Annotated in this window: 10 protein-coding genes, 3 tRNA genes, 1 rRNA gene and 1 pseudogene (1 of these 15 only partly in view); 7 read left to right on the top strand and 8 right to left on the bottom strand. The window is 49.3% G+C overall.

From position 1 onward, the window contains the following. From RIL182_RS00125 to RIL182_RS00145, 5 genes are all read left to right on the top strand, one after another. Nucleotides 1-2622, top strand: a 23S ribosomal RNA gene (locus RIL182_RS00125); it begins 294 nt to the left of the window's first position. A gap of 146 nt (nt 2623-2768) precedes the next feature. Then, nucleotides 2769-2841 (top strand) — tRNA-Asn (locus RIL182_RS00130). A 48-nt stretch (nt 2842-2889) separates the two neighbouring features. After that, nucleotides 2890-2961: transfer RNA gene (locus RIL182_RS00135), tRNA-Glu, on the top strand. A 15-nt stretch (nt 2962-2976) separates the two neighbouring features. Beyond that, nucleotides 2977-3047: transfer RNA gene (locus RIL182_RS00140), tRNA-Cys, on the top strand. A 284-nt stretch (nt 3048-3331) separates the two neighbouring features. Beyond that, on the top strand, nt 3332-5392 hold the full coding sequence (locus RIL182_RS00145; protein ID WP_242655564.1) for a methyl-accepting chemotaxis protein: 2061 nt from the start codon (nt 3332-3334) through the stop codon (nt 5390-5392). A gap of 180 nt (nt 5393-5572) precedes the next feature. Here RIL182_RS00145 and RIL182_RS00150 read toward each other — a convergent pair whose 3' ends face one another. From RIL182_RS00150 to RIL182_RS00185, 8 genes and pseudogenes are all read right to left on the bottom strand, one after another. Continuing rightward, a complete protein-coding gene (locus tag RIL182_RS00150; RefSeq protein ID WP_006857165.1) occupies nt 5573-5881 on the bottom strand; it encodes a hypothetical protein in 309 nt (102 codons plus the stop codon). Beyond that, nucleotides 5868-6917, bottom strand: a complete 1050-nt coding sequence (locus tag RIL182_RS00155; RefSeq protein ID WP_006857164.1) for an IS30 family transposase — start codon at nt 6915-6917, stop codon at nt 5868-5870. Before RIL182_RS00155 ends, RIL182_RS00150 begins: the two co-directional genes overlap by 14 nt. Before the next feature lie 157 nt (nt 6918-7074). Then, nucleotides 7075-7983: pseudogene (gene mobQ / locus RIL182_RS00160) on the bottom strand (MobQ family relaxase); the annotation flags it as partial. A gap of 2 nt (nt 7984-7985) precedes the next feature. Continuing rightward, a complete protein-coding gene (locus tag RIL182_RS00165) occupies nt 7986-8303 on the bottom strand; it encodes a DUF3847 domain-containing protein (RefSeq protein ID WP_006857162.1) in 318 nt (105 codons plus the stop codon). A gap of 273 nt (nt 8304-8576) precedes the next feature. Next, on the bottom strand, nt 8577-8795 hold the full coding sequence (locus RIL182_RS00170; RefSeq protein ID WP_006857161.1) for a phosphoribosylglycinamide formyltransferase: 219 nt from the start codon (nt 8793-8795) through the stop codon (nt 8577-8579). Continuing rightward, the gene (locus RIL182_RS21035) at nt 8795-9148 is read right to left on the bottom strand and encodes a hypothetical protein (protein ID WP_006857194.1); all 354 of its coding nucleotides are present in this window, start codon (nt 9146-9148) and stop codon (nt 8795-8797) included. The genes RIL182_RS00170 and RIL182_RS21035 overlap by 1 nt, the downstream gene beginning before the upstream one ends. Before the next feature lie 68 nt (nt 9149-9216). Continuing rightward, nucleotides 9217-10575 (bottom strand): DNA primase family protein, encoded by a 1359-nt coding sequence (locus RIL182_RS00180; protein ID WP_134522966.1) that lies wholly within the window; start codon nt 10573-10575, stop codon nt 9217-9219. Then, entirely contained in the window at nt 10572-11057 is a 486-nt protein-coding gene (locus tag RIL182_RS00185; RefSeq protein WP_006857158.1) for a CHC2 zinc finger domain-containing protein, read from the bottom strand. The genes RIL182_RS00180 and RIL182_RS00185 overlap by 4 nt, the downstream gene beginning before the upstream one ends. A gap of 130 nt (nt 11058-11187) precedes the next feature. Between RIL182_RS00185 and RIL182_RS00190 the strand changes: the two genes are divergently transcribed. Further along, nucleotides 11188-12309, top strand: coding sequence for a DUF6076 domain-containing protein (locus tag RIL182_RS00190; RefSeq protein ID WP_006857157.1), 1122 nt, complete (start codon nt 11188-11190; stop codon nt 12307-12309). 80 nt (nt 12310-12389) lie between these two features. Next, nucleotides 12390-13229 carry a hypothetical protein gene (locus tag RIL182_RS21040; protein WP_006857193.1) on the top strand — a complete coding sequence of 280 codons (840 nt, stop codon included), beginning with the start codon at nt 12390-12392 and terminating at the stop codon, nt 13227-13229. Nucleotides 13230-13253 lie beyond the last annotated feature (24 nt).

The following is a 13253-nucleotide window of genomic DNA, read 5'->3' on the forward strand; positions in this document are numbered from 1 at the left end:
ACCATGGTGCGTGCACCGTGGGGTTCGGACCGCATAATTGATTCGTTGATCCTAGCAGAAAGGTTTTGGGAAAGCCTGCCAGAGAGGGTGAAAGCCCCGTAAGCGAAAGGAAAGACGACATGGCGGGATCCAGAGTACATCGAGACACGAGAAACCTTGATGGAATGAGCGGGGACCACCCCGTAAGCCTAAATACTACTTAGTGACCGATAGCGCATAGTACTGTGAAGGAAAGGTGAAAAGGACCCCGGGAGGGGAGTGAAAGAGAACCTGAAACCCTGTGTTTACAAGCTGTGGAACATCTTTAAATGATGAACCGCGTACTTTTTGTAGAACGGTCCGGCGAGTTACGCGTGCCGGCAAGGTTAAGCACTTAAGGTGTGGAGCCGAAGAGAAATCGAGTCTGAACAGGGCGTTCAGTCAGCACGCGTAGACCCGAAACCGGGTGATCTACCCATGTCCAGGTTGAAGTTGCCGTAAAAGGCAATGGAGGACCGAACGCACATCCGTTGAAAAGGGTGGCGATGAGGTGTGGGTAGGGGAGAAATTCCAATCGAACCCGGAGATAGCTGGTTCTCCTCGAAATAGCTTTAGGGCTAGCCTCATTTTAGTCTTATGGAGGTAGAGCACTGAATTTCCGCGGGGGCGTCAAAGCTTACCAAAGAATATCAAACTCCGAATGCCATGTAGATGATGAATGGGAGTCAGACTGCACGAGATAAGTTGGGTGGTCAAAAGGGAAAGAGCCCAGACCTACAGCTAAGGTCCCAAAGTGCGTGTTAAGTGGAAAAGGATGTGGGATTTCAAAGACAACCAGGATGTTGGCTCAGAAGCAGCCATACATTCAAAGAGTGCGTAACAGCTCACTGGTCGAGAGGTCCTGCGCCGAAAATGTCCGGGGCTGAAACACGACACCGAAGCTTAGGAATCACATAGTGATTGGTAGAGGAGCATTCTTAAGACCGACGAAGCTGTACCGGAAGGAGCAGTGGAGGGATAAGAAGAGAGAATGCCGGAATGAGTAGCGAGAGGAAGGTGGGAATCCTTCCGGCCGAATATCTAAGGTTTCCAGAGTAAAGCTGATCTGCTCTGGGTAAGTCGGGGCCTAAGGAGAGGTCGAAAGACGTATCCGATGGACAACAGGTTTAGATTCCTGTACCACATATAAACAGAACTGTGGGGACGCATGTGGAAAGCATAAGCCGGGAATGGAAATACCGGTACAAACGGAAGAGGCGTCAGGCTGGCAAATCCGCCTGGCAAGCCAAAGACGTGATGTGGAGCGAAATAAAAGTAGCGAAGTATGTGAGCCATGTGCCGAGAAAAGCCGCTATCGTTTTATATGTGCCCGTACCGTAAACCGACACAGGTGGATGAGGAGAGAATCCTAAGGCCGACGGAAGAAGCATTGTTAAGGAACTCGGCAAAATGACCCCGTAACTTCGGGAGAAGGGGTGCCCACTTCAGGGTGGGCCGCAGAGAATAGGCTCAAGCAACTGTTTAGCAAAAACACAGGTCTATGCGAAACCGTAAGGTGAAGTATATGGGCTGACGCCTGCCCGGTGCTGGAAGGTTAAGAGGAGAGGTTAGTCGCAAGATGAAGCTTTGAATTTAAGCCCCAGTAAACGGCGGCCGTAACTATAACGGTCCTAAGGTAGCGAAATTCCTTGTCGGGTAAGTTCCGACCCGCACGAAAGGCGTAATGATTTGAGCACTGTCTCGACAATGCATCCGGTGAAATTGAAGTACCAGTGAAGATGCTGGTTACCCGCGCCAGGACGGAAAGACCCCATGGAGCTTTACTCCAGTTTGGTACTGGGATTCGGTACTGCATGTACAGGATAGGTGGGAGACTGAGAAATTGGAACGCCAGTTTCAATGGAGTCACTGTTGGGATACCACCCCTGCAGTATTGGGTTTCTAACCAGCCGCTGTGATCCAGCGGTGGGACAATGCCAGGCGGGGAGTTTGACTGGGGCGGTCGCCTCCGAAAGGGTATCGGAGGCGCTCAAAGGTTCCCTCAGAATGGTCGGAAACCATTTTAAGAGTGCAAAGGCAGAAGGGAGCTTGACTGCGACACCGACGGGTGGAGCAGGTACGAAAGTAGGACTTAGTGATCCGGTGGCATAAAGTGGGATTGCCATCGCTCAACGGATAAAAGCTACCCTGGGGATAACAGGCTTATCACTCCCAAGAGTTCACATCGACGGAGTGGTTTGGCACCTCGATGTCGGCTCATCGCATCCTGGGGCTGTAGCAGGTCCCAAGGGTTGGGCTGTTCGCCCATTAAAGCGGTACGCGAGCTGGGTTCAGAACGTCGTGAGACAGTTCGGTCCCTATCCGGCGCGGGCGGAGGATATTTGAGAGGAGCTGTCCTTAGTACGAGAGGACCGGGATGGACGGACCACTGGTGTATCTGCTGTCGACCAACGGCATGGCAGAGTAGCCAAGTCCGGAAGGGATAAACGCTGAAGGCATCTAAGCGTGAAGCCCCCCTCAAGATGAGATATCCCTTCCATAAGGAAGTAAGATCCCTTGAAGAGTACAAGGTAGATAGGGCAGAGGTGGAAGCATGGTAACATGTGGAGCTGACTGTTACTAATCGATCGAGGGCTTGACCAAATAGCGAACGATGTTCGCATTGGAAGTTGCTTTGCAACTTCACAGTTGGTTGACGGAGTTCTGTATGAAGTTTTGAAGGTATCCACATACAATGCATATGATATAAATGACGTATCAAATACGTCGTTTTGTTATATATTTCATATTCCTCGATAGCTCAGTTGGTAGAGCACGCGGCTGTTAACCGCGCTGTCGTAGGTTCGAGTCCTACTCGGGGAGTTTTTTTATCCGGTAAATCATAGTTTTTGTTAATACGGATGATACTCCGGCTCCGTGGTCAAGCGGTTAAGACATCGCCCTTTCACGGCGGTAACACGGGTTCGATTCCCGTCGGAGTCATTAAAAATATTATATGGCGACATAGCCAAGCGGTAAGGCACGGGTCTGCAACACCCTTATCATCGGTTCGATTCCGATTGTCGCCTCTGAAAATAGAAGGCTTTAGGTTTTTCCTAAAGTCTTTTGTTGTATTCGTAATTAGAAAGAAACAAAAAAGGCAATAAAAAGTATAAATTTACAAAAATTGACTTTTTAAAATCTATTTTTTGTGATATTCTAGTATATATTTTAAAAATATTACATGGGGAAGAGGCAGAATATTCTGCTCGAAAGGGTTAGTATTATGGCCAATAAGAAGATGAAAACAGCTGTGAAAAGTGTAAAAAAGCAAAGGACAAAAAAAGCTTTAAAACGCACAAAAGTGCAAAGCATGGAGAATAAAAAAGGTGTATTGTTCAGTATACGTGCGAAGATTTTTTTATGTTTTCTGGTACCGATTCTGTTTTTAATTTTGGTTGGGGTATTTTCTTATAAAAAAGCAGCCGCAGGTATGTATGATACATTCCGGGATTCCAATGAACAGACCATTAATATGGCAAACCAATATCTAGACGTAAGTAACTCGTTTATTGAAGCTGAAGCATTAAAGTATGCATTCCAATCGGATCTGGGAAAATACATGATAGGGTTGTATGAAACAGATGCGGTTCAGAGAAAAACGGTTATTAACAGCGTTGGATCAAGTATTCGTGCGTCTCAGGCAGGAAATGACTTTATCAGTAATATACATATTGTGACAGAAGAAGATGTCCAGATGTTATCCACAAAGGCAGGCGGAACAGTGATGGGTATCTACAAAGATTATAAGAATGAAATGCTGGGATATTCTGATAATGGAAAAAAAATACCGGAATGGGTTGATTACCATAATACATTAGATGATACACTTGGTTTAAAACAGTCAGATTATATTATGGCATATCAGACGACACCACAGTCAGGTAAAGGATTTATCGTTATCGATATCAAGGCATCTGCAATTAAACAGTTCCTTGACAGTCTTGACATGGGGGAAGGCAGCATTATTGGTTTTGTAACCCAGTCGGGAAGAGAGATTATTTCAGAAAAACTTCCGGATGGTCAGGAAAGTACAAGAGCAGATGGAGAAACTGTATTTTATGGACAGGATTTCTTTAATAATCTTGAAGATCAGCAGACCACGAAAGAAGTCAGCATAAACGGAAAAAGTTATCTGTTCTTTTACAGCAGGATGGAGCGTACAAATGCTGCTGTATGTGCACTTGTACCAATGGAGATCGTTAATGGACAGGCAGATGATATCCGCAATGTGACGATTGCAGTCGTACTGATTGCGTGCGTTGTTGCAGTGCTGATTGGCATTATCATCAGTACCGGAATCCAGAAAAATATGAAACGCATTTCCGGCAGACTTGAAGAGGTTGCAGAGGGAAATCTTACAACAAAAGTCAGCGTAAAAGGTCATGATGAATTTAATAACCTTGCAGTGGTTGCAAATCATATGATTAATAATAATAAAAAGCTTGTCCAAAAGGTAAGCGGAGCAACCGATACATTAGAGTCATCGGCACAGGAAGTACGTCAGGCATCGAATGTTATGAAAGATTATTCCGTGAATATCATTCAGGCAATTGATGAGATCAATGATGGTATTACAAAACAGTCCGAACATGCAGAGGAATGTGTAAGAAAAACAGATACGCTTTCTGAAGAGATCCAGAATGTCAGCAGTATTGCAGGTCAGGTTGAAGGATTGGTTTCTGAAGCTGAAAATATGATCAATCATGGTATGCAGATGGTTCAGACTCTGGGCGAACGAGCAACAAAGACAACAGATGTAACAATCAAAGTTGAGACCAGTATTGAGGAGCTCAAAAAAGAATCTGAGATTATCAACGAGTTTGTAGAGACAATTACAGATATTTCAGAACAGACAAATCTGCTTTCCTTAAATGCTTCCATCGAAGCTGCAAGAGCAGGAGAAGCAGGAAGAGGATTTGCAGTGGTTGCAGAGGAAATCAGGAAACTTGCAGATCATTCTGCAGAGGCAGCCGGAGAAATTCAGAACAATGTAACTCATATCACAGATCAGACTGTAAACAGCGTAGAAAATGCAAAACAGGCACGGGATATGGTTGCACTTCAGACAGAGGCAGTGCAGGAAGTAGTTGGAGTGTTTGATGATATGAACCAATGCATGCAGAAACTGTTTGATGCGTTAAAAGAAATCGTATCCAGTACAGAGCAGGCGGATAAAGAGCGTGAAGATACTCTGGCAGCAGTAAAGAATATTTCGGATATTATTGCAGAAACAGCAGAGGGAACAAAACTGGTTCAGAGTGTTGCTGCAAAACTGCAGGAGAATGTAGATACCATGAATCAGACGGCTCAGTCACTGGGTGATAATATGAATGATCTGAAATCGGAGATTTCTGTATTTAAAACAGAATAATAAATAAGTAGAACATCAATTAAAAAGGTCAAATGACAAAGTGAATTCCGGTTTGTCAAAGTAAATGTCTGGTTGATCCCTGTCCGCATGTCGGACGGGGATTTTCCTGTTTTTTTTGCCTTAGTAAATTCCACCCGTATGAGTAGGCCTATGCAGCTGTGTCCCGGTTTGTCATGTCAGTTAAAAGAATTCATCTTTGGAGAGAAAGCAGTGGTGCTGTTCATCCCAAAGAAGCTCTGTGTCAGAGCCTTTCCAGTAGTCCCATGGACCGTTGGAATAGCCAAATCTGATGCGAAAAGCCTGCAGGTAGTTCAGGGGCATTCCGTCAGAATTCATGTAGTTCCATGGATTTGATTCGACTTCATTGCCTTTATGAACCCACTTTCGGAGACACCGTCGTTCTCTTAGCGTCATGGGAACGGCTTCTTCCATCTCCTGTAAGGCGACTAAATTAACCTGGTAATCAATGGAATCCTTATCTACTCTCATGGCTGCCCTCTTTGTGAAAAATGGATCGATTGAGTGTCACGTCCTGGGGAGGAACTTTGTGGCACCCAAGAAGATCCAGAATCTCCTGTCCATAGAGAAAAGAAAATACATCATAAGGGCATTTATTTCCCAGACTTTCCCGGCTGTAAGAGTTGATATGATCCATCATGAGACGGATATCCTCCTGCGAATAGGGAGCAAGGTCAGTTCTTTTCGGAAGAAAACAGCGTATAAATTCATGGTTACGTTCCGCAGAGCCCTTTTGATAAGGAGCGCTCGGATCACAATAAAAAATACGGGAGCGCAGATTTCCCTGCCGGTCGTATTCGATTGCTTTCGGATTTGAAAATTCGGTGCCGTTATCTGCAAGACAGACTTTAAACAGTGAGCAGAAACGGTCCGGACGCAGTTCAAAGTAAAGCCGTTCAAAGATATCGATCACGGACTGGGAATCATTGTGATCACGGAGAAAAGCAAGCATAAGTTCTGCTTTTACGAAGTGAATGGTAAGAAGGACCTTGTTGCCCTTTTTCCCTTCCACAGGATCCAGCTGGGTGATAGCGAGATCAGGATATTCCAGAAGATATCCCTTAAAGTCCTCGTAAGTGCGTCCAATCAGGCAGGCTTTGTCGACTTTCAGGTGGCACTCCACTTTGCGCGCATTGTAGCGTACTTTCCTTGGAAGATCGATATTCATGGCTGAGATGATGCGTGCATCGATCAGCCGGTAAATGGTTCTTTCACTTACCGTAAGATAATCCGCATTGGTTGCGCAGATGTGATGTGGAGACTGGTTTTGACGGATCAGAGGAGAAATGAATTCATCAAGATAACGGATCTCATCTTCGGAATAAGAAAGACCGGTGCGGGATTCCGAAAGAATATCACGGTATTCCCGGTGGGCAAAGTCAGCTATATATAGCCGTTTTTCCAGACTACATACAGAGCGTTTTCCACAGCCGTTACAGACATAGGGCGGCTTTAGAAGACGTCTGCAGGTTTTTTTTTCGAAATCCTTACAGAAAGCATTGCACATGGAACAGCGCCTGCATAAGGTATACTTTCTGGAAGCATGGCATTCTGTGCAGATATGGGATTTCAGACAGGAAACACGTTTGACGCAAGCGTTATAGGTAAGATGATAAGCCCCCACTTTACGGTACTGGAGATGGTTTCGAACCTCCTTTGAAATTGTAATAGGTCATCAGCAGATCGTTCAGCATGGGCGGCTGCGGCTTGGAGAGTTCTTCCTTAACCGCTTTCAGCCATTTCAGCAAAGAGGCGATTTTATTCTTTGCTTCCCGCAGCATGGCGTTGGTTTTGCGAACCCAGCGGTTGAAGTCGCCCTTGTCGGTACGGATGCCCTTCGCTTCCATCGCGCGGACAGGCGGTCCCTCGTGGACGGTAGGAATCTGCTCGATGCCTTGCCGCTCATAGCTGCGGTGGTCGATCCGGCAATCCAAACCTTTCTCCGCAAACTTCTGATTGCACAGATCAGCCCACGCCTGCCGCCATTCTTCCAACGTCTCTGGCTTGCCCCAATCGGTGGTTGGCACAGCGTTGAACACATAGTTTCCTGCTTCGTCCCGGATGCGATCCCCATGCTCGTCCAGCAGATATTCCCGCCGCTGCTTGTTGCCCCATCTGCCGTGTTCGTCCAAAGGACGAATGGGACACATGACATGAAAGTGCGGATTGGAAATGCTGGCGTCCTCTTTGTCTGGCGAGTGAACGGCAAAGTCCACCATCATGCCCCGGCTCACAAAATTCTCCAACAAAAATTGCCTTGCCAGAGCGATGTTCTCCTGCATGGAAAACTCGTTCTGCAAGGCAATGTCAAAGCTGTACGCAAGCTGCGCTTTCTTTCCGCGCTCGGCTTTCTCCACGGCGTTCCAGAGTGTTTCATGGTCTGCATACTCTGGCGGCGCATGGGACGGCAGCAGGATTTCCGAGCAGATCACGCCGCCTTTGCGGGTGTAGTCGCTGATCTCGACGTAGTATTCGCTGTGCAGCTTTTCCCCGGCACGGTAGGCGGCAGACGCAATAGCGGATTGCCCTGCGCCGCGCTTGATCTGCGTTACATGAAAATGGAATAGCGCGATACTCAGCACCCCTCTTTCTGTTCAGTCCGGTTGTGTTCGTTGACCGCTTCCATGAGCAGACATTTGACCTCCGGCAGGTCAAATGTCTTTTCGGCAAAGGCATAAAACTCAGCGCGTGTCAACAGCTTCGTCAGCGGAGCGATGCTTTCCATATCCGCACTGCGGACGATCAGGTTGTGTGCGCGTTTGGTTCGGTCGCCGCGCTCATAGTAGGCGATTCGGTTTTCCAGACGCTGCTTCTTGTGCTGCTCCTGTGCAAGCTGCTGCTCAATTTTTTCTTTCTCGGCATTCAGCTCGGCAAGGTTTTTCTGTTTAGGCATTGTGTGACCTCCTTCGAAATTAGTGAAATAGTTGTTCAGACTTTGCGGCGGAAATTGTCTGCGTCAGCAGATTGTTTCCGCTGCGAAGTGGGCAGGGATAGATGCGCAAGCATCGCAAGGGGTGCAGCCACTTGTACGGAGCAACGCGACGCAAAACAGCCCGGACACGCAACTGTCTGGGCGATAGGCTCCGCAGGACGCACATACTCCCGTCAGGAGAGTATAGAAGTGCGCCCTTAGTCCCGGTGGGACTTTCGGGATATTCTCGGTTCGTCAGCTTTTCTTTCGCTGCCAGACGATCTCATACCCCAGCGCATCGGCAAGCTGAACGGCTTCAACATAGCGCAGGGACTCCCGTTGGAGCTTATTGGATAGGTTGGATACGCTGTCAGACCAGCCGTGTTCGTCATGCAACAGATCGACCACCTCCTGCATGGTCATTCCCTGACGGACGATGTACGACTTGCTCTCATTTCTCAGATTGGATTTCATCAATTTTTACCTCCATAATTTCGTGTAGTGTGGTTTCGTATCGGTGATGCTGGTGTGCGGGGAGATGAAAAATCTGCCATGCCGCAAATCCGCTCAAATTTCCGTTTGTGATGCCCTGTACGCAGCAGCCCCCTATCGGCTTCATCGTTCTGCGAGAGGTCATGCGGAACGGCAGGATATGCCGCAGTCCGGTGCAGCAGCTTCACGCTTTGGTAAATCACCGGGCGGTGCATTGCATTCGGCTTGCGGTGAAAATTTCCATGAATTTCACAAGGATTGACTTCAATGTGCCGTTTTTGGCATCCTACCGGCACTCTGTAGATAGCGGAATTACGGCATTTTGCTGTGTACATACGTACCGGCGGTGCAGGGCAGGCAGCATTTCACGGCATGGGCAGACTTGTTCACGATTGGGTGCGCGTCAGCTTTCCGGTACATACGTACATAGCGATTTGCCCCAATTCTCAGATATACGGGGACTGATCAGCGGCTCGATGCCCAGATACCCCCACACTCTGCGCCCGGTGGCATTCGTGACGGTGTTCGTATGCTCCAGATTGTACGTTTTTAGATTCCGCATCAGAAAATCACTGAACGAGCGCTGCCGAATGGGTGTCAGCCCATTCTCATCACACCAGATTCCATAAATGGCATACAGCTCCTTGGAGGTGACGGACATATCCGCTTTCAGCCGTATATAGCCGGTGGACTCCATAAAGTCGATGGCGTTGTTCGCGTCGCGCTTGACATACTTCCGGTTGTTCAGCGTCCGGAGACTTTCCGTGAAACGGAAGTTGTTTGCCGCCAGCCGCTGTAAGCCCTCAAATGCCCAGAGAAAAATGCCCTCGATCTCAAGTTTCATCTTCTCGGCAATGTCGGGATCATCCACACGATCAGCAGGCTTCTCTTTTGTGGTCAGGATCAGTTGACGGCGGTAAAAACCGTTGCTGCGGTCGTAGAGGGATTGCAAATCGCCGTTGGAGAACGCCAGTAGGCGGGCGTACATCCACCCCTGATAGCTCTGGACGCTTTTGCGTTCCAAATCCATCTTGCCCTGTGCGGTAACAATGGATTTGACATAGTTGGTCTGCTTCAGCACCTCCATTTTCATATCGTCATCCACAAGAAGATGAATGTGTTCCAGATCGGCGCGGGCAAACCGGTTGTCGGAAATTTTGGCGATGCTGCCGTCTTTCATATTGCAGCCAAACAGACGCGCCAGCACAGGACCGATCTGCGATTTTCCCTCGCCGCCCTCGCCCTTGAGGATCATCATGCGCTGCCCTTTGGTGCTGGGAATGAGGCAATAGCCGATATACTCCTGAAAGGTTGGGATGTCCTCCGGGTAGAGTAGGTCGGAAAGAAACCGAAGCCAGACAACCGGCTTTCCTGCCTGCGGATTGTAGTCGATGGGAAACCGGCTGCGCACGATCTCAGACCGTCCCGCAAGAAAGCTGCCGTCGATGCGGAGCGTCCCGTTCTGCACATGAATCTCATCCGGCTTCGGCGGGAAGCTCTCTGCATGAGCCGCCAGCTTCATGATCTCCACGATATTGGAAATGGTGCGCGGAATGTTCTTTGCGGCGTAGCACTCCAACTCGGCGTAGATTTTTTCTTTCAGCAGCAGCGGGTCTGTCAGCCGTCCGTCCGGTGTGAAAAATGCGTTGTCCGCATAGATGAGCTTGTTCTTTGACAGAAATTCCCGGCAAAAAGCCGCCTCATTAACATCCTTGCCATCGAACCATGCTGGAAAATCCAACCCGGCATACTTCTTGTTCACGCTGCATCCCTCCCATTGATTTTTTCCTTGAGCTTGTCCAACCGACCGTCTACAAGCAGATAATTGACAACTTCGGCACGTTCATAGGAATCCCCGAAAGCAAGAATATCCAAGTAATATTCCGCCTCGTCCAGCTTGTGACAGGCTTCCTCAAATCGTTCATCCGGTGCTTCTGCTTTCTGTCTGCGTTTTTCAAGAACTTCCTTTGTCGGCGGCTGGTTTGCATCAACGCCGAAGTCTGCCGCAAGACGCTGGGCGGCTTCGTAAAGCGGCAGATCAAAAAAGTTCGCGGCAAAGTCGATCACATCCCCATGTGCGCCGCAGGCAAAACAATAAAAGTGGTCGTCTGCCACATACAGGCTGGGATGCCGGTCGTTGTGAAACGGGCAGAGGGCTTTGCCCTGCCGGTTGATAGATACCCCGTACCGTTCCGCAGCTTCCCGACAGTTCACGCCATATTTGACGTTTTGAAAAAGGTTCATGCTGTATCCTCCGTAAAATAGATTCAAGAGGCTGTTTCTTCACCTCTCTGTCTGTTTTATGTTCAGATTCTTTGCGGACAGGCGGATGGCATGACAAGTTCATTTCAAAAAACATGACAGGAGTAAGCGCATGGCTACACCAATCATTGACCACAATCTGCTGACGCTGGACTACTGGCAGGACAGTGTGACCTACGAGGGCAAAACCGTACCCGGCGGCACCATTGGCTGTGAAGCTCTGAACATCCCGGATACGCTGAGGGAAAAGCTGGCACAGGCAAGTATTCCCTTGCAGAAGATCGTCGCGGCAATCAAAGAGAACAATCTGACTGCCGAGTTGCTTCGTCCTGCCAAGGGCAGTGTTCTGCATATGATACAGCTTGCGAAGGATACACCGCCGTTTTCCCGTGCCGACGCTGCTTATTACAACGGGCGTGTGGAGCATATCTTCTCGGAGGAAGGGATTCAGAATACCCTTGCCTATGTGCAGGCTGCCGCCGTGGTTGGGCTGCTGGCCACCTTCAACGAACAGTTCAGGCAGGGCGTTGGCATAACGAAGATCATCACCCTTGCGGAGGAACTCCCCGCCACCATTCTCAACTACAAAAGTGGTATGACGGCGTTTGCAGACGAGCTGCATAAGGGGAAACGGACTCCGGACGGCTATGCGCAGGTGTTTGGCAGGATATTCTCCGGACAGCCGAAGCTGTCGCTGGATGACAAGTCATGGCAGGCATTTTCCAACACAACAATTCAATATGTATCTTCCGTCCGCTCCGCGCAAGACGCGCCGCAGCTCATGCGCCGGATGCACTATATGTCTTTTGTGTCTATGTTCCGCTCCGATCTGTACGAGGGTCTATGCGTCGGACACGCGCCGAGAAAATGCGCCGTCTGCGGGAAATGGTTCCTGACTACCGACGCAAGATATGCCAAGTACTGTGACGGTCTGGCTCCCGGAGACAAACGCGGGCGCACCTGCCGTCAAGTCGGGAATCTTCGTGGACGGGAGCAGCGGGAGCTTGCCGCCGACCATCCTATCAAGAAAATCTATACAAAGCGGTTTAACACGATCACGCAGTATCTTGGCCGCGGTACGCTGGACGAGCAGACCGCCGCCGCAATGAAAGCACTGGCAAAAAGCAAGCTGGAAAAGGCCCTGCAAGACAGTGGCTATGCGCAGGGCGGCTATGCCGCCGAGATGGAGCAGGCGGCTCTGCTGGCGGAAGTGAAAGAAACGATAGAGCGGTAATGGAACGCCATAGCGGTGGGAGGTGCAGACATGGAGGATAACCGTGACAAACTGATACCGGCACAGCTTGCGGGCTACACATGGGAGCTGTCCGGAAAAGAGATTTATCCTACTTTTCCTTCTTCCTGCACCACTTTGAAAAGCAGCTGAATGGCGTGATCTACCGTTTTCTTACCCGCAACGGATATGACCGCTATGACCCGGCGCGGTTTCTGGACTACAAGCTGGAAGTTTTGCAAATGCTGCTATACTGTCTGCCAAAGTTCGACCCGGAGCAGAAAACGGAGTTTTTGAAATATGCGAAGCACTATATCCGGGACGGACTGCTGTTCTGCCGCATGATAGGCGAAGCCGGTTCCTTTGCCAGTCTTGCAGAGTACCGACGTGTACGCCAGATCGGCGCAATCTATAACAATTCGGGTAAGAGACGCGCGGAGGTAGTTTCCGCGTTTGCCGCTCAAAGCGGGTACAAGGACGATAGCGTATCCGCAGATGAGCTGCTGACCATTGCCCAGCGCAACCGCAGCATTGTTTCCCTCTACCGCACGGAGCAGGACGAGGACGGCGAAGAAACCGGCGAGGATGTGACGCGCGACGATAGCTGGAACTACGCCGAAATCCTATGGAACGGAATACAGGCAAAGGCGGTCACGGCAGCGTTTGAGCAGCTTTCCTACAAAGAGCAATGGTATCTGGAAAAGCGGAACGCCATCTGCATGACCTGCGGGCGCGTCAGCCCCTTGTCCACGCAGTCCACCTTTGAAGATTTAGCGGTGGATTTTGAAGGAACGACAGCCAGCGGTGCGGAGCGATTCTATCGGCGCACACTGGATAAGCTGCGGCTGAAGCTGCTGGAAAGCGGTGTGATCCATACCGTGACGCTGAAACAGACCGAGCGCCGCAAAAGGAACAAAAAATAGCCGCCGCTGTCTACCTGTATCAGG

The organism is Roseburia intestinalis L1-82 (genome assembly GCF_900537995.1).
Classification (GTDB): domain Bacteria; phylum Bacillota; class Clostridia; order Lachnospirales; family Lachnospiraceae; genus Roseburia; species Roseburia intestinalis.

Excerpts from the sequence above, each read along its gene's own strand:
- RIL182_RS00145 (WP_242655564.1), top strand. The coding sequence starts at position 3,332 with ATGGAGAATAAAAAAGGTGTATTGTTCAGTATACGTGCGAAGATTTTT.
- RIL182_RS00150 (WP_006857165.1), bottom strand. The coding sequence starts at position 5,881 with ATGAGAGTAGATAAGGATTCCATTGATTACCAGGTTAATTTAGTCGCC.
- RIL182_RS00155 (WP_006857164.1), bottom strand. The coding sequence starts at position 6,917 with ATGTGCAATGCTTTCTGTAAGGATTTCGAAAAAAAAACCTGCAGACGT.
- RIL182_RS00165 (WP_006857162.1), bottom strand. The coding sequence starts at position 8,303 with ATGCCTAAACAGAAAAACCTTGCCGAGCTGAATGCCGAGAAAGAAAAA.
- RIL182_RS00170 (WP_006857161.1), bottom strand. The coding sequence starts at position 8,795 with ATGAAATCCAATCTGAGAAATGAGAGCAAGTCGTACATCGTCCGTCAG.
- RIL182_RS21035 (WP_006857194.1), bottom strand. The coding sequence starts at position 9,148 with ATGTACACAGCAAAATGCCGTAATTCCGCTATCTACAGAGTGCCGGTA.
- RIL182_RS00185 (WP_006857158.1), bottom strand. The coding sequence starts at position 11,057 with ATGAACCTTTTTCAAAACGTCAAATATGGCGTGAACTGTCGGGAAGCT.
- RIL182_RS00190 (WP_006857157.1), top strand. The coding sequence starts at position 11,188 with ATGGCTACACCAATCATTGACCACAATCTGCTGACGCTGGACTACTGG.
- RIL182_RS21040 (WP_006857193.1), top strand. The coding sequence starts at position 12,390 with ATGGGAGCTGTCCGGAAAAGAGATTTATCCTACTTTTCCTTCTTCCTG.